Raw genomic sequence first — 20,013 nt, 5'->3', positions numbered from 1 at the left:
GACCGGTGGCACCGGCGGACGGCCGCGCCCCCGGACGCCGCGCGCGGCACGCTGCTAGCGGCGGGCGAGCCCCATCGCCCGCGCGATGTTGTTCTTCTGGATGTCGTTGGTGCCGGAGAAGATCCGGGAAGGCAGGGCGTCGCGCACCAGCGTCTCGGCCTCGCCGTCGAGGATGCCGAGCGCGCCCCGCACCTGGACGGCGTCCAGCCCGAGCTGCACCGCCGCCTCGCTGACCGCCAGCTTGGCCAGCGCCGGGGCGATCTCGTCCTGGGAGCCGTCGTCCAGCCCCGCCGCCGCCTTGTAGAGCATCAGCCGTGCCGACTCCAGCCGGAGCGTCATGTCCACGATCCGGTGGCTGACGGCCTGGAACCCGCCGATCGGGGAGCCGAACTGACGGCGCTCCTTGGCGTAGTCGACGGTGGACTCCGTCACCCGCCGCATCACGCCCAGGAAACCGGCGAAGAGGCAGGTGCGCTCCCACTTCATGGAGGAGGTGAAGACGCTGGCCCCGGCGCCCTCGGAGCCGAGCACCTGGTCGGCCGGGACCCGTACGTCCTCCAGGTGCACGTCGGCCATGGGGGAGCCGCGCAGCCCGACCTTGCTGTACGGGGGGCCGACCGTCAGCCCGGGGGTGTCGGCCTCGACCAGGAACGAGGTGAGGCCGAAGAAGCCGCCGCCGGGCCGGGTGACGGCCTGCATCACGAAGACGTCCGCCACCGGGGAGTTGGTGGTGAAGCACTTGTCGCCGTTGAGCACGTAGTGGTCGCCGTCCCGGACCGCGCGGGTGCGCAGGCCCAGCGCGTCCGAGCCGGCCTCCGGCTCGGTGATGCCGTGCGCCGCGATCCGCTCGCCCGAGCAGAGCGCCGGCAGCCAGCGCCGCTTCTGCTCCTCGGTGCCGAACTCCACCACCGGCATCAGGCAGGCGAAGAGGTGTGCCGCGACGGAGAAGGTGAAGCCGGTGTCCCGGCAGCCGTAGCCCAGCGCCTCCATCAGCGCGGCCGCGGTCACCGCGCTCTGGCCCAGGCCGCCGTACTCCTCGGGGATGGCGGTGCCCACGACGCCCTGCTTGCCGGCGAGCAGCCAGCGCTGCCGGAACTCCTCCGGGTCGAACTCGGCGGGGGCGCCGAGCTTGTGCCGCGCGAAGCTCGCGATGGCGTCGCGCATCTCTTCGGTTTCCGGATCGAGATCGAAGTTCATCGCTGTCCGTCCGTGTGTGCGGTGTGTGCCGTCTGCGGTGCCACGTCTGCCTCGTCTTCCTCGATGAGCAGGTGGTAGTTGATGCCGCCGGTGCCGAAGGAGCTGACACCGGCCCGGCGCGGGCGGCCGTCGGCCTGCGGCCAGGCCCCCGCCCGGGTGGAGACCGTGGCGGGGATGGCGGACAGGTCGAGTCCGGGGTTGAGGTTCTCCAGGTTGGCGTTGGGCGGCAGCGTCCCGGCGCGCATCGCCAGCAGGGCGCGCAGCAGCCCGGCGCTGCCCGCCGCGGCGAAGGTGTGCCCGAAGAAGGACTTGACGGAGCCGATGTCCAGCGGCCGGGTACGCCGGGGCCCGCCGTACACCTCTCCGGAGGCGCCGACCTCCACCCGGTCCCCGACCTTGGTGCCGGTGCCGTGCGCCTCCAGGTAGTCGACCTCGGCCGGCGGGAAGTCCACCTGCTCGAAGGCCTGCCGCATGGCCCGCACCTGCCCGTCGGCGTCGGGCGCGATCAGCGACTTGGCGTCGTTGGAGGCGCCGATGCCGCGCAGCAGGCCGAGCGGCCGGTCGCCGTCCCGGCGGGCGTCGCCCAGCCGCTTGAGCAGGAAGAGCGCGCAGCCGTCGCCGGGGGTGAAGCCGTCCGCGGACGTGTCGAACGGGGTGATGCGGTCGTGCGAGAGCAGCCCGAGCGAGGAGCACAGCACCATGTCCCGCTCGTTGCAGGGCAGCTCCACCCCGCCGGCCACCGCGTAGTCGACGGACCCGGAGCGCAGCGCGCCGATCGCCACGTCCAGCGCGGCCAGCGAGGAGGCGCAGGCCGCCTCCACCGCGAGCGGCACCGCGTCCAGCCCGAACTCCCCGGCGATCAGCGCCGCACTGCCGCTGGCCAGGCAGGAGTCGAGCAGGTCCGGGGTGACCACCGCGTCCGGGCCGGGGTAGTGCCGGTGCACCGCCGCGAGCAGTGCGTCCCGCTCGGCGGGGGAGAGGTGCTTGAGCGCGGTGAGGTCCGCCGCGGCCGCGTCCAGCCGGGGCAGGGAGAGCGCGGTGTCCGCCCGGCGGTCCCGGCCCAGCCCCAGGTTGCTGCCCAGCGCGATCAGCCCCGGGCGGCCGGTCAGCCGGGCCGCCTCCGGGGAGCGCCGGGCGAAGAGCTCCGCGGCGACGGTGAGCGCGAGCCGCTGTGCGGCGTCCAGCGCGGCGAACCGTTCCCTGCCGAGGTGCAGCCCCTCCGGCGGCTCCTCCGGCACGCTCACCGGAGCGCCGAGGTCGGTGTAGCTGCGGTCCAGGCTGAGCGCCCCCGGCGCGTAGTAGAGCTCCGGGTCCAGCAGTGCGGCCGGCAGCGGGGTGAAGCGGTCCTGCCCGGAGAGGATGGTCTCCCAGAAGGACTCGGCGTCGGGGGAGCCGGCGAAGCGGCCGCCCAGCGCCAGCACCGCGATCGGTTCGGACTCCCGTACGGCCGTGCGTGCCGCCCGGGCGGGCCCGCCGGCGCCGGCCGCCGGGGGCCGGTGCTCCTCCAGCACCAGGTGGCAGACCGAGCCGGTCAGCGAGGCGCCGACGACCAGGGCGCGCCGCGGCTCCTCCGGCCCGGCCGCGGCCCATTCCGCGGCGGGACCGGACCGCCGGAACGGCGCCGCGGGACCGTTGTCGTCGGCGCCCTCGCCGGCCTCCCCGGACGCCGTCCCCGTGGCGGCGGCCGTCGCGGGCAGCGTGCGGTGGTGCAGCGCGAGCGCGGCCGTGGTCACCGCGGCCAGGCCGGCGTTGGCCAGCGTGTTGCCCAGCCGGGCCGCGGTGCTGCCCAGCGCGACCTGCTCTTCGGGGGGCCCGTCCGGCGCGCCGGGGGCCCCGAGCTCCGCGGCGAGCGCCTCCAGCGCGGCGCCGGCGGGTGGGGCGCCGCCCGCGTACTCGACGTAGCCGACGTGTCCGGCCCCGGTGCCGCAGGCGGCCAGCGCCCGGCGTACGCCCTCCCGGTGCGCGGCGGGGGAGAGCGCGTAGCCGAAGGCGCCGGGCCGGGCGGTGTGCCGGAGCACGCAGCCGCGGAGGGTGGCGTAGATCCGGTCGCCGTCCCGCTCGGCGGTGGAGAGGCGCTTGAGCAGCAGCGCGCCGACGCCCTCGCCCAGCGGGGCGCCGCCGAGACCCTTGGCCGCGAGGGCGCGGGGCAGCAGCTCGCTCTCCCGGCGCTGCCCGGTGACCACCAGGGCGGCGTCGGAGGCCCGGCCGCGTAGTGCGGTCACCGCGTGCGCCAGCCCCAGGAAGGAGGTGGCGTCCGCGGACTCCAGCGCCAGGGTGCGGCCGCGCAGCTTGAAGGCGGAGGCGATCCGGGCCGGGATGGTGCTGGCCATCTCGCCGACCCGGTCGTGCGGCGAGGCGCCGAGCCGCTGCCGCAGCAGCGAGCGCAGCTCCTCGGCCGCCTGTTCCGCGTTCTCCCGGGTGAGCGGGTCGTCCGAGGCCTCGGCGGACCGCTGGAGTTCCCGTGCGTAGCGGCTGCCCTCGATGCGCAGCGCATTGGCGTACTGCCGGTCCAGGCCGCCGCAGGTGCCGACGACCACGTCGGTGCGGTCCCGGTCCACGGCGCGCTCCACGCCGCCCGCGTCCTCCAGGCACCGGCGGGCCGCCTCCAGCATGAGGAGCTGCATCCGGGCCATGGCGCCGGCCTGGGCCGGCGGGATGCGGAAGCGGGCGACGTCGACGGTGATGCCGTCCAGCCCGCTGCCGCCGTCGTCGGTGCCGCCGCCGGACGGCGGGTGCGGGGGCTGCCCGCTCGTCAGCCGCCAGTAGTCCTCGACGCCCTGGGCCTCCGGGTAGAGCGCGGCAATCCCCACGATCGCCACCGGCTCCGCCGCCGCCCCTTCTTCAGTGCCGCTCAACTCCGCTGCGGAGTGCATGATGTGGCAACTCCCGTATTCCGATCCGATGGTTCATCGAGACCCGTGGCAGGTAGACAGAAAGTAGACAGAGAAACGCTGGGCGGAGAATTCACGAGTCGTCCGCCGGGGGCCCGGGCCGGCGCTCCGGCCGCCGGCCGCAGAAAAATGCATCCCGACTCTGTTTACCCGAGCACTCTCGAACCTGTCCACCCCGTCAGGGGCCGTACCGTTGCCGGGATTTACGGCGTCAGGGCAGGTCACCGGCGTGGCGGGGCCGGGTGTCGGGGGGCCGCCAGCCCCCTGACACTCCCGTCTCAGCGGGCTGCAAGGGGCCGCTGGCACTGTGGTCAGCGCGAGTCCACCGGAGCACCAGTCTCTCTTTTTCCCAATGGCTACGCTGCGGCGATTCTGAAGAATTCCGAGTCAAGGACGGCCATGACAACCGAGCAGTCGATCATCAACCACATAGCCAAGGTCCTGCTGGACGGCGACAGCGACGGTCTGGACAGTGAAACCCCGCTGACCGAACTCAACATCATCGACTCGGCCGGAATCTTCGACCTCGTGCACCACTTGCAGAGCGAGTTCCGCGTCACCGTGCCGCTGCCGGAGGTCTCGCCGGAGAACTTCGCGACCGTCAGCGCCATGGCCGCCCTCGTGGACCGGCTGCGCGAAGACCAGGGAGGTGCCCGATGACGGGCCGCACCGAGAGCACGCCTCAGACGGGACCGATCGAGCAGCAGGTGCTGCGGATCGTCGCCGCCCGCACCCTGTACGACGAGGCGCAGCTCTCGCCGGACAGCGACCTGGAGGGCGAGCTCGGCATCGACTCGATCATCCTGGAGTCGGTGCTGGGCACGGTGAAGGAGCACTTCGGCATCGAGGCCGAACTGCCCTCGACGCCGGCCACCCTCCGCGAGCTGATCGACGCCGTGGCCGAGGCCGTGGGCGACGGCCCGCTCCCGCAGGGCGCTCCGGCCGCCCCGGCAGCGGAGGCCGGAGACGCCGAGGACGGCCTGCTGGAGACCGTCCTCGCCTCCGCGATGCGGCACACCCAGTACGAGCGTCACCAGCTCGACGTCGACGCCGACTTCGAGAGCGAGCTGGGCATCGACTCGGTGATCCTCACCTCCATCACCGGCGACGTCGCCGACGCGTACGGTCTGCCGGACGGCGCCACCGGCTCGGTCACCGCCACCACCCTCCGCAAGCTCGTGGCCGAACTGGACGCGCTGCGCACCGCCCAGGCACCGGCCGCCGCGGAGGGCTCCTGGGACGACCGCTCCATGAAGGACTTCCTGGAGGAGCGGAGCACCGACCTGTTCGCCAAGGCCCGCAGCTTCGCCGCCTACCGGCGCAAGCGCGAGGAGGACCGGCTCTACTGGTACGGCATGCCGACGCGGTCCCGCAGCGAGAACCGCGCCGTCATCTTCGACGAGCTGGAGGGCCGGGAGCGCGAGTTCCTGCACTTCGCCTCGAACAACTACCTGGGCCTGGCCAACCACCCCAAGGTCGTCGAGGCGGTCTGCGACGCCACCCGTCGCTGCGGCGCCACCCACACCGGCTCCCGCATCATCGGCGGCACCAACATGCTCCACAAGGAGCTGGAGCGCCGGCTCGCCGCCTTCAAGAAGGCCCCGGCCTGCGCGGTCTTCCCCGGCGGCTACTCCGCCAACCTCGGCGTCATCTCCGGTCTGGTGAAGAGCTACGACGCGCTGGTCATCGACAAGCTCAACCACATGAGCATCGTCGACGGCTGCAAGCTCTCCGGCGGCATCCGGAAGATCTACCGGCACAACGACATGGCGGACCTGGAGCGTGTCCTGCAGCGCTGCTCGGAGCCCGGCTCGGGCGTGCTCGGCAAGCTCATCGTCGTCGACGGCGTGTTCAGCATGCACGGCGACGTCTGCGACCTGCCGGAGATCGTCCGGCTGGCGAAGGAGTACGACGCCCGGGTGCTCGTCGACGACGCCCACGCCACCGGGGTGCTCGGCGCCACCGGCTCCGGCACCGCCGAGCACTTCGGCCTCAAGGGCCAGGTCGACCTGGAACTGGGCACCATGAGCAAGGCCCTGGCCGGCATGGGCGGCTTCGTCGTCGGCGACGAGGAGGTCGTCGACTACCTCCGCTTCTACGCCAACTCCTACGTCTTCGCCGCCAACATCCCGGCCGGGGTCGCCGCCGGGCTGATCGCCTCCCTCGACGTCATGGAGGCCGAGCCGGAGCGGCTGGAGCGCCTCTGGAGCAACATCCGGGACCTGCGCGGCCGCCTCAAGGAGGCCGGCTTCGACCTGGAGCACACGGAGAGCGCCATCCTGCCCATCGTCGTCGGCGACGAGCGCCGGGCGATGGAGATGGGCCGCGCGGTCCGGGCCCGCGGGCTCTTCTGCCAGACCGTGGTCTTCCCCGGCGTCCCGCTCGGCGACGCGCGGCTGCGCATCAGCGTCACCTCCGAGCACACCCCGGAGGACCTGGAGGAGGCCGCCGGGATCTTCATCGAGGCAGGCCGCGAGACCGGCGTGCTTCCCCCGTCCGCATGAGCCAGGCCGCGTGAGGCCGTACGTCCCTCCCGCCCCGTACGGCCTCGCCCGGCCGCCGCCGAACGAAGGAACGCTTCAGACATGGCAGTGACCACCACGTCCTCAGGGCTCCCGGTCACCCGCACCCTCGGGCTGCCGGAGCCGCTGACCGCCGAACAGGCCGCGCGCCCGGCGCTGCTGGGCCGGGAGCGGGTGACGTACGGCGAGCTGGCGGAGCGCACCGGCCGGCTCGCCGCCGGGCTGGCCGGCCTCGGCGCCCGGCCCGGCGACCGGGTCGCGATCTGGATGGACAAGCAGCCCCGGTACGCCGAGGCCGTCCTCGGCACCCTGCGGGCCGGCGGCGTCTACGTGCCGCTCGACGGCAACCAGCCGGCGGGCCGGGTGGAGACCATCCTCGGCGACTCCGCGCCGGTGGCGCTCTTCACCGACCGGCGGCACCTGGAGGCGCTGGCCGGCTGCACGCTCCCCGCCTCGCTGCAGGCCGTCGTGGTGGTGGAGGAGGGGACCGCCGCCGGGGACGACGCCGTGCCAGGGGAGTGCGGCGGGGTGGCGGTGCGCACCCTCGCCGGTCTCCTCGACGGCGCAGCGGGGAGCGCCCCGCCCGCCGGGCGGGCCGCCCCGGACGCGCTCGCCGCCCTGCTCTACACCTCCGGCTCCACCGGGGTCCCCAAGGGCGTCAAGATCTCGCACCGCAACCTGACCAACTTCGTCGGCTGGGCCCGCACCGAGCTGGACGTCGGCCCGGACGACGTCTTCTCCAACCACGCCTCCTTCAACTTCGACCTCAGCACCTTCGACCTCTTCACCGCGCTCTCCGCCGGCGCCGCCGTCTGGATCGTGGAGGACGCGCAGGCCCGCGACGTCGCGGCGCTCGCCGAGGGCATCCGGGAGCACGGGGTCACGGTCTGGTACTCGGTGCCCTCCATCCTGGCGCTGCTCACCCGCGCCGACGCGCTCACCCCGGAGATCGCCAAGGGTCTGCGCTACGTCCTCTTCGCCGGCGAGGTCTTCCCCATGCCGCACCTGCGGGAGCTGGCCGCCCGGCTGCCCCGCGACACCGCGCTCTACAACCTCTACGGGCCCACCGAGACCAACGTCTGCACCTACCACCGGGTCCGCGAGCAGGACCTGAACGGCCCTGACCACCTGCCCATCGGCACGGCCGTCACCGGGGCCCGCACCCGGGTCGTGGACGAGACCGGCGCCACCGTGGACACCCCCGGCGCGCTGGGCGAACTCGTCGTCGAGGGCGACTGCGTCACCCCCGGCTACTGGGGACGGGAGCACGAGCCGATGGCCGACGAGCACCGTGCCCACCGCCACCCCACCGGCGACATCGTCAGCGTCGAGGACGGGCTGCTCGTCTACCGGGGCCGCAAGGACCGCATGGTGAAGCTCAACGGCTACCGCCTCGAACTCGGCGAGATCGAGGCCGCCGCGCTCCGCCACCCGGACCTGGAGGACGTCGCGGTGGTGGTCGACGGCGAGGGCTCGGACGCCCGGCTGGCGCTCTACTACACGCTGCGGGACGGCGCCCCGAAGCCCGGGCTGCTGAAGCTCAAGCAGCACTGCGCCCGGCACCTGCCGAAGTACATGGTCCCGCACACGGCCACCTGCCTGCCCCGGATGCCCCGCAACGCCAACGGAAAGACCGACTACCGCAGGCTCGCCGAGACCGCCGGCGGAGCGGCCGCCGCCCCGCAGCCGCCCGCCGGCCCGGCGCCCGCCGCGGCCGGCGCCTAGTCGCGGAGAGGACGACGACGTGCCCTTCACCGACCGCACCCGCAGCCGCTCCGGCTCCCCGGACGGCGGGCCGCCCGGCGGCGAGTCCGGGGCCGTGTCCCCGATGCGGCCCCGCCCCGCCGCCGCCTGGTTCCCCGGCACCCCGGCCGGGCCGTACGACGTGCTGCCGCTGATCTCCTTCCCGTACGCGGGCGGGACGCCCTCGGCGTTCCACGACTGGCCGCAGCACCTCGGGGAACGGGTCCGGGTGGTGCCGGTGCTGCTCCCCGGCCGCGGGCTGCGGCTGCGCGAGGAGCCCTACACGGTCCTGGAGCCGCTCGCCCGCGACGTCGCCCGGGCGCTGCTCGACCACGGGCTCACCACCGGCGGATACGCCTTCTTCGGGCACAGCATGGGCGCCCTGCTGGCGTACGAGGTCGCCTGCGAGCTGCGCCGCCGGGGCGAGCCGGAGCCGCTGCACCTCTTCGTCTCCGGCAGCCGGGCGCCGCACCTCTACGGCGACCGCGCGGACCACGCGCTGGACGACGACGAACTCCGCGCCGTGGTCCGGGACCTCGGCGGGCTGGGCCCGGACGAGAACGTCGGCCGCGCCTACCTCGACCGGCGGCTGCCCGCGCTCCGCGCCGACCTGCGCGCCTGTGAGCTCTACCGCTGGCAGCCGCGGACCCCGCTCACCACCCCGGTGACCGCCGTCTCCGCCACCGACGACCCGGTCGCCACCGAGGTGCAGGTGGACGCCTGGAAGATCACCACCGCGGGCCCCTTCGCCCGGCTGCACCTCCCGGGCAACCACTTCTTCCTCAACGGCCCCTCCCGGTACCGGCTGCTGCGCGAACTGCGCAGGACCTGCGACCACCTCCGTCCCCAGACCTCCCAGAGGAACGCCTCATGAACGCAACGCCCCCGGCGGGCAAGGGCGCACCGCAGAGCGCCAGGAAGGGCGGGGGCGGCTCGTCCCTCGCACAGCTCCGCACCCTCGCCCAGGTCGTCCGCGACCGGCAGATACGGCTGCTGCTCTCGCTCTCCCGGAAGCTCGTCACCCCGCTCTACCGCGCCGCCTTCCTCTCCGGCGCCGCCGGCAGCGGCCTGCTCCGCGCCCTCGGTGAGCGCCCCCGGGACCTGCGGGAGGTCGCCGCGGAACTCGGCGGGACCCCCGACGTCCACCGGCTGCGGGTCTGGCTGGACGTCGGCGTGAAGCTCGGCGAGCTGGAGCGGCGGGACGGCCGGTACGGGCTGAAGAGCCGGCTGGCGAAGGGCCTGGCCGAGCGGGAGAACGACGCCCTCGCCGGCGCCCTCCAGGAGGTCACGCACTTCCACTACCCGGTGCTCATGGAGGCGCCGCAGATGGTGCGCGACGACCGCTACTTCTCCCTCAGCGACCAGGACGGCGAGATCATCGCCCGCTCCTCGCTGATCGTCCGCCCCTTCATCGAGGAGGCGATCGCCCGCACCCTGCCCCGGGACCGGCCGGTGCGGCTCCTGGAGATCGGCTGCGGCAGCGGGCTCTACGTCCGGCACGCCGCGGCGCTCAACCCCCGCCTCACCGCGCTCGCCGTGGACCTGCAGCCCGAGGTCGCCGAGCAGGCCGCCGCCAACATGTCCGACTGGGGCCTCTCCGACCGGGTGCAGACCCGCCAGGGCGACCTGCGCAAGCTCGACCTCGACGAGCAGTTCGACCTGGTGACCATGCACAACAACATCTACTACTTCCCGGAGGCGGACCGGGTCGAGGTGCTGAAGCAGGCCCGCTCCCTGGTGGCGCCCGGCGGACGGCTGCTGCTCACCACCTCCTGCCAGGGCGGGGGCCCCGAACTGGAGGTGCTCAACCTCTGGTTCGAGTACGCCGACTTCGGCGGGGCCCTGCCGTACGAGCACGAGCTGGTCGCGCAACTGGAGGAGGCCGGCTTCGCCGACGTCTCGGCGTCCCGGATCATCCCCGGCGAGCAGTTCCGCGCCTTCACGGGAACCCACGCGCACGCCGCACACTGAACCCTCCAGGAGGCACACCATGACAGTGCAGAACGACAGCCCGGCGGCCGTGGATCCGGGCGGGGACCACATCGTCGTCCTCGGGCGGGACAGCCGTGCGCGCACCGAGCACCTCGGCGGCAAGGCCGCCCGCCTCGGGGAGATGCTCGCGGCCGGGCTGCCCGTACCGCCGGCCTTCTGCCTCACCACCGAGCTCTTCCGGCGCTTCCTCGACGACACCGGTCTCGCCAAGGAGATCGAGGAGGCCGCGGGCACCGGCTTCGCCGCGATCCGCAAGGAGATCACCGCCCGGCCGGTGCCGGAGCCCCTCGCGCGGGCGATCCTCGGCGCGTACGAGGAGCTCGGCCGCCCCCGGGTCGCGGTGCGTTCCTCGGCCAGCAAGGAGGACTCGGCCGCCCAGTCCTTCGCCGGGCAGCACGACACCCTGCTCGACGTGCAGGGCGACGACGCGGTGCTGGACGCGGTCAAGGAGTGCTGGGCCTCGCTCTGGTCCGACCGCGCCGCCGTCTACCGCGACGACCCGGCCTCCGTCGGCTCCATCGCCGTCGTGGTGCAGGAGATGGTGCACGCCGACGCCAGCGGGGTGCTCTTCACCGTCGACCCGATGAACGGCCGCCCGCACCGGATGGTCATCGAGTCCTGCTGGGGACTGGGGGAGGGCCTGGTCTCCGGCAAGGTCACCAGCGACCTCTTCGTCGTGGACGACCGCGACTTCACCCTGGCCGAGAACCGGGTGCGCTACAAGGTCACCAAGTGCGCCGCCGTCGAGCCCGGCCGCACCGGCATGGTCAAGGTCGACCCGGAGCTGCGCAACGCGCCCAGCCTCACCCACGACCAGGCGATCGAGCTGGCCCGCCTCGCCGACCGGGTGCGCGAGAGCTACGGGGCCGAGCAGGACATCGAGTGGGTGCTGCGGGACGGCACCTTCTACCTGCTCCAGACCCGGCCGATCACCACCAGGCCGAGCACCGAGACCCACCACAGCCCGTACATCACCAAGGTGTCGGACAAGGTGCGCACCCGGACCCTGTGGTCCCGGATGGACATCGGCGAGATCTTCGTCGGCCGCATGTCGCCGCTGGGCATCAGCTTCGCCCAGTACTACCAGCAGAACATCCACGGCGGCTGTGCGAAGGCCATCGGCATGCGGGACCACGGCGACATGGACCTGCACATGGGCTACCTGCAGGGCCACGTCTACCTGAACGTCTCCTACACCTCCTACATGCTCAGCCAGGCGCCCGCCACCAAGGACCAGAGCGTCTTCACCGAGCGCTTCGCCAGCGAGGAGGTCGACCTCGGGGAGTACCGCAACCCGTTCGGCCAGTGGCCGGGCGGCGTCAACGGCTTCCTCTCCGCCACCCACTGGCTGCGCGACACCGTCGTCGAGATGGCGACGATGAAGAAGCGGGCGAAGAAGATGGCGTCCTCCCGGCTCGCCGAGTTCGACCGGGCCAAGCGGATCGACCTGAAGACCCTCGGCCGCCGTGAGCTGAACGGCGAGTTCCAGCGGTACCTGCGGTACTGCTACGCCATGAACGTGGGCTACATGCCCTACTACATCAACGCGTTCGGCTTCTACGACGTGCTGAGCGAGCTGTGCGGCAAGTGGCTCGGCGACGAGGGCACCAACCTGCAGAACCACATCAAGACCGACATGTCGAACCTGCGCACCGTCGAGTCGGCGCGCGACATGTGGGACCTGGCGCAGGCCGCCAAGAAGGACCCCGAGGTGCTGCGGATCATCCGCGAGACCCCGCTCGGCGACATCACCGCCGCGCTCCAGGCCTCCTCCGCCGGGCGCAGCTACCTCAGCCGCCACCTCGACCCGTTCATGCGGGTCAACGGCACCCGCGGCCGCCAGGAGATGGAGCTCACCCACCCGCGGTGGATCGACGACCCGTCGTACGTCTTCCAGATGATCCGGCGCTACGTCGCCGACGACGCGGTCTCGCCCGACGCGACGCTCCAGCAGAGCCGCGGCTTCACCGAGCAGGACTCGGCGGCCGTGCTGCGGAAACTGCCGGGGTCCCGGCGCGCGGTGCTGAAGAAGGTCATCGGGCTCTACTCCAAGTGCAGCGAGCTGCGTGAGATCACCCGGATGGCGATGATCACATCGGTCTGGCTGGTCCGGAACGTGGTCTACGAGGTCGGCCGCCGGCTGGTCGAGGAGGGCGTGCTGCGCGACCTGGACGAGGTCGCCTACCTCGACTTCGAGGACGTCCGCACCTATCTCGCCGGCGACGCCCCGGCCCCGCAGGTCTTCTCCCGCGCCAAGCTGGACGAGCGGCGGCGGACGTACGAGTACCACAACCGGCTCCCCGAGCCGCCGCTGACCTTCATGGGCGAGTACGACATCACCCGCGCCCTGCAGCCCGTGGCGGGCGGCACCCGGCTGGAGGCGCTGGGCGCCAGCCCCGGGCAGGTCGTCGGGCGGGCCCGCATCATCGAGGACCTGGCCTGGCAGGCGGACGAGTTCCAGCCCGGCGAGGTCCTCATAGCCCGCTACACCGACGCCTCCTGGACCCCGCTCTTCGCCATCGCCGGCGGTGTGGTCACCGACATCGGCTCGATGCTCTCGCACAGCTCGATCGTCTCCCGCGAGTTCGGCATCCCGTCCGTGGTGAACACCAAGCACGCCACCCAGAAGATCAACACGGGCGACATGATCAAGGTCGACGGGGACGCCGGCACCGTCGAAGTCGTCGAAGGCTGACCGCCGGTGCGGTACGCGGCCCCCGCGGGCCGGGCGATCCGGGAGGTTCGGGCCGGGGCCGGCGCGTCCCCGGAGTCCCGGCGTCCGGCAGCGGGGGCGTCGCGGCCGGGCCGGGCGGCTCCTGCCGCCCGGCCCGCCGCCGGCGCCCCCGGGCGGCGCTCGCCCGGTGGCGCGGCAACCCACGGACAGCCCGGCCACGGCGCTCCCCGTTCCGGCCGGCCGGGGCAGTGGCCGGCCACGGGCCCCGCCCGGCTTCCCGGCCCGGGCCGCGCGCTGCCGCGGGACGACGGGGGGACGACGCAGAGCGACGCGCGACGACGCGGGACGGTCCCGCCTGCCGCCCCGGCCACGGGGCCGTACGGACATCGATCGCGCCGGTGACCAGCCCGGGCCCCAGCCGCACCGCCGGCGCCGGGCGGCGATCTCCGAGCCGGGCCGGAATGCTAGAGGGCGGCGGCGCCGCGGTCGCGCAGGGCGCGGGCGTACTGCTGGAGCACCCAGAGCTGCTCCCGCACGGGAGCCGCCCGCTCGTGGTCGTGCTGGGCCTCCAGCCGGCGGGCGGACCCCTCCAGCTCGGCGATCCGTGCGTGGACGGCCGCCAGCCGGACGGCGACGAGCTGCTCGCCCGCGTACGCCTGGTCCACCTCCCGGCCCCGGGCACTGCGCAGCGGCTCCACGGCGAGCTCGGTGACCAGGCTGCGGACGGTGTCGTCCGGGGCCGCCTCCCGTACCCGCGTCAGGAAGCCCCCGTCGGCGCCCGTCACGCCGCCCGCCGCCGCCACGGCCTCCCGCACCACGGCGTACGGCGGGGCGGTGAACTCGTCGGCCCCGTAGGCGTCGAAGGCCGGCGCCACCAGCTCGGGGCGCTGCAACGCCAGCTTGAGCAGCTCGCGCTCCACCCGGTGTGCGGGACTGCGCAGATGCAGTGCCGGCCCGCGCGGCCACCGCTGCGGCGCGGCATCCGCGGGCGCCGCGGCGTGCGGTCCCCCGCCCGGGGCGCGCCCGGACGCCGCACCCGGGCGGGCCGTGGCCCGCTCCCGTGCCCAGCGCGCGAGCTGCCCGACCCGGCGCACCACGAACTGGGTGTCGAGGATGCCCAGCAGCCCGGCCAGCCAGACGGCGTACTCGTGCTGGATCGCGCCGTCCTTGATCCGCGCGACGATCGGCGCGGCCTCCTCCAGGGCGGCCGAGCGGCCCTCGGCGGTGTCCAGGTTGTGCTCCCGCACCACCGACCGGATGGCGAACTCGAACAGCGGGGTGCGCCCCTCCAGGAGCTGCTGCACCGCAGCGTCGCCCTCCGCGAGCCGCAGCTCGCAGGGGTCCATGCCGCCCGGCGTGACGGCGATGGAGGTGCGGGCCGCGAACTTCTGGTCGTCCTCGAAGGCCCGCAGCGCGGCCTTCTGACCGGCGGCGTCGCCGTCGAAGGTGAAGACCACCTCGGACCGCGAGTTGTCCATCAGCACGCGGCGGAGGATCTTCACGTGGTCCCCGCCGAAGGAGGTGCCGCAGGTGGCGATGGCCCCGGTCACCCCCGCGAGGTGGCAGGCCATGACGTCGGTGTACCCCTCGACGACCACGGCGCGACCGGCCTTCGCGATCTCCCGCTTGGCCAGGTCGATGCCGTAGAGCACCTGCGACTTGCGGTAGATGGGGGTTTCGGGGGTGTTGAGGTACTTGGGCCCGTTGTCGTCGTCGCGGAGCTTCCGCGCGCCAAAGCCGACGACCTCCCCGGTGATGTCCCGGATCGGCCACAACAACCGGCCACGGAAGCGGTCGATGGGCCGCCCGTTGCGGCTCTCCTGCGCCAGCCCGGCCTGGATCAGCTCCCGGTCGGAGAAGCGCTTGCCGCGCAGAAAGCGCACCAGGTGGTCCCAACCGGCCGGAGCGTACCCGACGCCGAAGTGCCGCGCCGCGTCCTGGTCGAACCCCCGCCGGGCCAGGAACTCCCGGCCCGTCGCGGCCTCCGCGCCGTCGAGCTGCTCGGCGTAGTAGGCGGCGGCCGCGCGGTGCGCCTCGACCAGCCGGGTGCGCTCCCCGGCCTGGCTGGCACGCCCGTACCCGCCCTCCTCGTAACGCAGGGTGATGCCGGCCTGCGCCGCCAGCCGCTCGACCGCCTCGGAGAAGGAGAGGTGGTCGACCTTCTGGACGAAGTCGAGGGTGTCGCCGCCCTCCTGGCAGCCGAAGCAGTGGTACAGCCCCTTGCTCGGGCTGACGTGGAAGGACGGGGACTTCTCGTCGTGGAACGGGCACAGGCCCTTGAGCTGGCCCCCGCCGGCGTTGCGGAGCTGGAGGTACTCCGAGACGACGGCGTCGATCGGCACGGCGTTCCGTACCGCCTTCACGTCCTCGTCGTTGATCCTTCCCGCCACGCCCGGAAGTCTACGGCCCGCCACCGACGGGCCCGGGGCACGGGGCGCCGGACACCCGCACCCCGGGGCGCGGGGAGCGGACGGGGCGCGGAGGCGGCGGCGGGCGGCGTTCAGCCCAACTTGCGGAGGAAGACGTGGTGCGGACCGACCCCCTCGATGACGAACTCCTCGCCGACCGCCTCGTACCCGTGCCGCTCGTAGAAGCCGCGGGCCTCGGTGCGGCCGTTGCACCACATCAGCACGGCGCCGCGGGCCGCCGCCTCCTCCTCGCCGGCCCGCAGCACCGCCGCGCCGTACCCCCGGCCGCGCGCCCGGGCCGCGCTGGCCATGCCGCGGATCCGGTACGCCGGACCGGCGCCGTCCGGGGCCGGCTCCGGGTAGAAACTGCCGCAGCCGAGCACGCCGACACCGGCCCCGGCACCCTCGCCGGGTTCCGCGTCACCGTCGTAGGCGGCGACGTGGAAGACGCCGGGCTGGGCGTCCCCGGGGAACTCCGCGGACTCCCTCGGCAGTCCCGGGCGCAGCACCTCCCAGCGCAGCGGGAAGACCTCCGGCAGCGGCACCACGGCGGTACGGATCGTCATGCCGTCACCCTACGGTGCCTGTGCGCCCTCCAGCAGAGCGGTCAGCGGGACCCCCGGGTCCGCCAGCCGCGCCTGGTCCACCGGCCGCCCGGAGCGGACCAGCGCCTGGATCTGGTCGGTGACGTCCCAGACGTTGACGTTCATCCCCGCCAGCACCCGGTCCTCGCGCAGCCAGAAGGCGATGAACTCGCGCTTGCCGACGTCGCCGCGGCAGAGCACCTCGTCGTAGCTGCCGGGCGGCGCCCAGCCGGCGTACTCCATGCCCAGGTCGTACTGGTCGGAGAAGAAGTACGGCACCCGGTCGTAGCGCACCGGGCGGCCGAGCATGGCGCGGGCCGCCTCCGGGCCGGACTCCAGGGCGTTCGCCCAGTGCTCCACCCGCAGCCGCTCCCCCACCAGCGGGTGGTCGACGGCGGCCACGTCGCCGGCCGCGAAGACGTGCGGGTCGCTGGTGCGCAGGGAGGAGTCCACCGCGATGCCGCCCCGGCCCCCGGCCAGCGCCAGCCCGGACGACTCGGCGAGCGCGGTCCGGGGCGCGGCACCGATGGCCGCGAGGACCTCGTGCGCCGGGTGCTCCTCCCCGTCGTCCGTCCGCACGGCCTGCACCATGCCGTCCTGCCCGGTGATCTCCGTCAGCCGGGCACCGAAGTGGAAGCGCACGCCGTGCTCACGGTGCAGGTCGGTGAAGAGCGAGCCCATCTGCGGACCCAGGATGCCGTGCAGCGGCGTGGGATCCGGCTCGATGACCGTCACCTCCGCGCCGTACCCGCGGGCCGCGGCCGCCACCTCCAGCCCGATCCAGCCGGCCCCGGCGATGACCAGATGCCCGTTCTCCCGCCCGCGGGCCGCCAGCACCCCTCGCAGCCGCTCCGCGTGCGCCAGCCGCCGCAGATGGTGCACACCGGCCAGATCGGTCCCGGGGATGTCGAGCCGGCGCGGCTCGGCGCCGGTGGCCAGCAGCAGCATGTCGTAGTGGATCCGGGCGCCGTCCCCGAGGCGCACCGTCTTCGCCTCACGGTCGAGCTGCACGGCGGGCTGACCGAGGTGCAGCTCGATGTCGGCACCGGCGTACCAGGCGGGCTCGTGCACGAAGACGCTGTCGCGCTCCTCGGCGCCGGTGAGGAATCCCTTGGAGAGCGGGGGGCGCTCGTAGGGGTGGTCGCGTTCGTCACCGATCAGTATGACGCGGCCGGTGAAGCCCTCTTCTCTGAGGGTCTCCGCCGCTTTCGCACCCGCCAGGCCACCGCCGACGATGACGAACGTCCGATGTGCGTCGACCACGTGTCTCCTCCTCGCTGAGAGCATTCCCCCCGGTCTTCACCTTGCCGTTCCCTGGGAGCCTCCCGCATCGGCCGGTCGACGGGAAGGGGCGACGGAGCGGGCCGCGGCGCCGCCGGTGGGACTACGCCCGTAGACCCGCGCTCCCGCCGCCGCGCGCGGGCGCGCCGCGCCCGCGCGGGGCCTCCGGCGGGGTGCCCGGCGGGGCGTCGGTCGAGGCATCCGCCGGGTCGTCCGTTCGGGTGCCCGGAGCCGGTTCCCGGGCCGTGCCCGGTGCGGGCTCGCGAGCGGGGGCCGGGGCGGTGGAGGGGGTGGCGGTCCCGCCCCCGGCCGGGCGGGTGAGCCGGGCGTGCAGCGCACGGGCCGACGCGTCGGTGAGCGACGCGATCTGGTCGATGAGGACCCGCAGCCGCTCCGCGTCACCACCGGCGGCCGCATACAGTGCCCGGTACTGCGGGTCCAGCCCGTCCGGCGCCCGCGCCGCCAGCGCGTCGGCGAGCTCCCGGAGCAGTTCCCGCTGCTCGGCACGGAGTCGCGCCTGGTCGGGGCGCTGCATGACATAGCGGTCCGCGACCGCCTTCAGCACGGCGCACTCCAGCCGGATGCCGTGCGGCACCACCAGTTCCGCGGCGTAGCGGGTCAGCCGCCCGCTGCCGTACGCCGCCCGGGTGGCGCCCTCCGCGGCCAGGCAGAACCGGCCGATGAGCTGACTGGTGGCGTCCTTGAGCCGGGCCTGCGCCGGTGCGGTGCCGTCGTAGCCGTGCGGCCACCACTCCTGGTCCAGCAGCCGGTCCAGCGCGGCGGCCAGCTCCTCCAGCGGCGCGCCGGGGGCGTAGCGGGCTGCGGCCAGGGCGAAGACGTCCCGTCGCTCCGGCTCGGCGAGCAGCAGGTTCGGGTCCAGGTGCCCGGCGTGCAGCCCGTCCTCCACGTCGTGCACCGAGTAGGCCACGTCGTCGGCCCAGTCCATCACCTGGGCCTCGAAGCACCGGCGGTGCTCCGGGGCGCCCTCCCGTATCCAGCCGAAGACCGGGAGGTCGTCCTCGTACACGCCGAACTTCGGCGACCCGGGGTCGCGCGGACGGCCGCCCCGCGGCCACGGGTACTTGGTGGCCGCGTCCAGCGCGGCGCGGGTGAGGTTCAGCCCCACGCTGCGCAGGTCCCCGTAGGCGCCGGGGGCGCCGGGACCACCGCGGCCGGCACCAGGACCGTCGGGGCCCGCCACGAACCGCTTGGGCTCCAGCCGGGTGAGCAGCCGCAGCGACTGGGCGTTCCCCTCGAAGCCGCCGCAGGACGCGGCGAGCTCACTGAGCACACCCTCCCCGTTGTGGCCGAACGGCGGGTGGCCGAGGTCGTGCGCGAGGCAGGCCGTCTCCACCAGGTCGGGATCGCAGCCCAGCGCCGCCCCCAGCTCCCGCCCGACCTGGGCGCACTCCAGCGAATGGGTGAGCCGGGTCCGGGGGCTGGCGTCCCAGACGGTGCCCGCGGCGTCGTACGGGGCCGGGGCTGCGGGTACGACCTGCGTCTTGCCCGCGAGGCGCCGGAGCGCGGCCGAGTGCAGCACCCGGGCGCGGTCCCGCTGGAATGCGGTGCGCCCGGGCCGCTTGTCGGGCTCGGGCGCCCACCGCTCGAGGTCCGCGGGGGCGTAGTGCCGGTCGTGTTCGCTGCGCATACGCCGACGGTACGGCGCTCCGTCCACACCCCGCGACGGCGGAGGTCCGGGACACCGCGCCGCCGAGGCGCGGCGACGCGGTCAGGCTGCGGCGCCGTCAGGCCGCGGCGAGCCGGTACGGGCCGTGCGGGCCGGCGGCCACGGCGAGGTCGTAGCGGTGCAGCACCAGCCGGGCCAGCGCCGGATGCGCGCCCAGCGGTGCGGCCACCACACCGGGTGCGGCCTCGGCGCACTGCGTGGCGAAGTACCCGGGGGCGGTGAAGTACGAGGCCAGCCCGATCCGCCGGTACCCGTCGCGCCGCAATCGCGCCACCGCCTCGGGCACGGTCGGCTGCGCGGCCGACGCGTACGCGGGGACTACCGGCACCCCGCCGAGCCGGTCGCTGAGCAGTGCGGCGCCGGCCTCCGTGCCGGCGGCCGACTCCGGGTCCCGGGAGCCCGCGGCCGCCAGCACGACGGCGTCCCGGGAGGACCCGGCCGGGTGCTCCCCGCCGGCACCGGGCTCTCCGGCACAGCGCCCTCCCCCGGCCGTGCCGGGCGCCGGGCGCCGTTCCGGCCAGCCCGCCTCCCGCAGCCGGTCGTGCAAGGCGCGGGCGAGCAGCGGGTGCGGGCCCAGCGGCGCCGCGACCTGCACCGCGTCCAGGTGCGGCGCGGCGGCCGGCGCGGCCGGGAGGTCGTGCTTGACGTGGTAGCCGCGCCCGAAGAGGAGCGGCACCAGCACCGCGCGGCTTCCGTCCGGCAGGGCGGCCAGGGTGTCCGCGAGCAGCGGCTCGTTCAGCTCGATGTGCGCCGCCTCGACCCGCAGGCCGGGGCGCAGCGCCCGTACCCGCTCCAGCAGCGCCCGCACCGTCCGCCCTGCACGCGGATCACGCGACCCGTGCGCGACGGCCACCAGGGTGGGCGCGAGCGGGGAATCCGCAGCGGCTGCCGGGGCCGGGCGGAGGGTGCCGAGCTGGGTGTGCAACTGAGCGGTCAGTCGGGACATGAGCTGCGCCGTACTCTCCAGGTCGGGCGGGGCGGACGAGGGGCCGAGGACGTGATCCGGGGTGCGGGACGCCGTCATGCGGTGAGTC

At 74.4% G+C, this 20,013-nt stretch carries 13 protein-coding genes; 6 read left to right on the top strand and 7 right to left on the bottom strand.

Annotated features, from left to right (window positions below):
- Positions 1 to 54: 54 nt before the first annotated feature.
- Together redW and HOY81_RS01610 are read right to left on the bottom strand one after the other, a co-directional pair.
- Positions 55 to 1,197, bottom strand: a complete 1,143-nt coding sequence (gene redW, locus HOY81_RS01615) for an L-prolyl-[peptidyl-carrier protein] dehydrogenase (RefSeq protein ID WP_237317186.1) — start codon at positions 1,195 to 1,197, stop codon at positions 55 to 57.
- Positions 1,194 to 4,070 (bottom strand): polyketide synthase, encoded by a 2,877-nt coding sequence (locus HOY81_RS01610; RefSeq protein ID WP_237317183.1) that lies wholly within the window; start codon positions 4,068 to 4,070, stop codon positions 1,194 to 1,196. Before HOY81_RS01610 ends, redW begins: the two co-directional genes overlap by 4 nt.
- 417 nt (positions 4,071 to 4,487) lie before the next feature.
- On the opposite strand from HOY81_RS01610, the gene HOY81_RS01605 reads away from it, so the two are divergent.
- The 6 genes from HOY81_RS01605 to HOY81_RS01580 all read left to right on the top strand — a co-directional run bounded on the left by HOY81_RS01605 (position 4,488) and on the right by HOY81_RS01580 (position 13,040).
- Entirely contained in the window at positions 4,488 to 4,748 is a 261-nt protein-coding gene (locus tag HOY81_RS01605) for an acyl carrier protein (RefSeq protein WP_237317181.1), read from the top strand.
- Positions 4,745 to 6,592 carry an aminotransferase class I/II-fold pyridoxal phosphate-dependent enzyme gene (locus tag HOY81_RS01600; protein WP_237317179.1) on the top strand — a complete coding sequence of 616 codons (1,848 nt, stop codon included), beginning with the start codon at positions 4,745 to 4,747 and terminating at the stop codon, positions 6,590 to 6,592. The genes HOY81_RS01605 and HOY81_RS01600 overlap by 4 nt, the downstream gene beginning before the upstream one ends.
- An 81-nt stretch (positions 6,593 to 6,673) precedes the next feature.
- Complete coding sequence (locus HOY81_RS01595) at positions 6,674 to 8,335, top strand: amino acid adenylation domain-containing protein (protein ID WP_237317177.1); 1,662 nt, start codon at positions 6,674 to 6,676, stop codon at positions 8,333 to 8,335.
- 19 nt (positions 8,336 to 8,354) lie between these two features.
- Positions 8,355 to 9,227 (top strand): thioesterase II family protein, encoded by an 873-nt coding sequence (locus tag HOY81_RS01590; protein WP_237317175.1) that lies wholly within the window; start codon positions 8,355 to 8,357, stop codon positions 9,225 to 9,227.
- Positions 9,224 to 10,324, top strand: coding sequence for a cyclopropane-fatty-acyl-phospholipid synthase family protein (locus tag HOY81_RS01585; RefSeq protein WP_237317173.1), 1,101 nt, complete (start codon positions 9,224 to 9,226; stop codon positions 10,322 to 10,324). Before HOY81_RS01590 ends, HOY81_RS01585 begins: the two co-directional genes overlap by 4 nt.
- Before the next feature lie 19 nt (positions 10,325 to 10,343).
- On the top strand, positions 10,344 to 13,040 hold the full coding sequence (locus HOY81_RS01580; protein ID WP_237317171.1) for a PEP/pyruvate-binding domain-containing protein: 2,697 nt from the start codon (positions 10,344 to 10,346) through the stop codon (positions 13,038 to 13,040).
- A gap of 443 nt (positions 13,041 to 13,483) precedes the next feature.
- On the opposite strand, the gene dnaG is transcribed toward HOY81_RS01580, so the two are convergent.
- The 5 genes from dnaG to HOY81_RS01555 form a co-directional block, all read right to left on the bottom strand.
- A complete protein-coding gene (gene dnaG / locus HOY81_RS01575; protein WP_237317169.1) occupies positions 13,484 to 15,409 on the bottom strand; it encodes a DNA primase in 1,926 nt (641 codons plus the stop codon).
- Between the two features lie 110 nt (positions 15,410 to 15,519).
- Positions 15,520 to 15,993 carry a GNAT family N-acetyltransferase gene (locus tag HOY81_RS01570; RefSeq protein WP_237317167.1) on the bottom strand — a complete coding sequence of 158 codons (474 nt, stop codon included), beginning with the start codon at positions 15,991 to 15,993 and terminating at the stop codon, positions 15,520 to 15,522.
- 9 nt (positions 15,994 to 16,002) lie between these two features.
- Entirely contained in the window at positions 16,003 to 17,274 is a 1,272-nt protein-coding gene (locus HOY81_RS01565) for an FAD-dependent oxidoreductase (protein WP_237317165.1), read from the bottom strand.
- A gap of 121 nt (positions 17,275 to 17,395) precedes the next feature.
- A complete protein-coding gene (locus HOY81_RS01560) occupies positions 17,396 to 18,940 on the bottom strand; it encodes a deoxyguanosinetriphosphate triphosphohydrolase (RefSeq protein WP_237317163.1) in 1,545 nt (514 codons plus the stop codon).
- A 97-nt stretch (positions 18,941 to 19,037) separates the two neighbouring features.
- Positions 19,038 to 20,003: a sirohydrochlorin chelatase gene (locus HOY81_RS01555; RefSeq protein WP_237317161.1), complete on the bottom strand. Its 966-nt coding sequence runs from the start codon at positions 20,001 to 20,003 to the stop codon at positions 19,038 to 19,040.
- Between the last annotated feature and the right edge of the window lie 10 nt (positions 20,004 to 20,013).

Origin of the sequence: Streptomyces sp. JJ36, assembly GCF_021696945.1 — a bacterium.
GTDB lineage: Bacteria > Actinomycetota > Actinomycetes > Streptomycetales > Streptomycetaceae > Streptomyces.
This window is presented reverse-complemented; position numbering and strand designations above follow the sequence as displayed.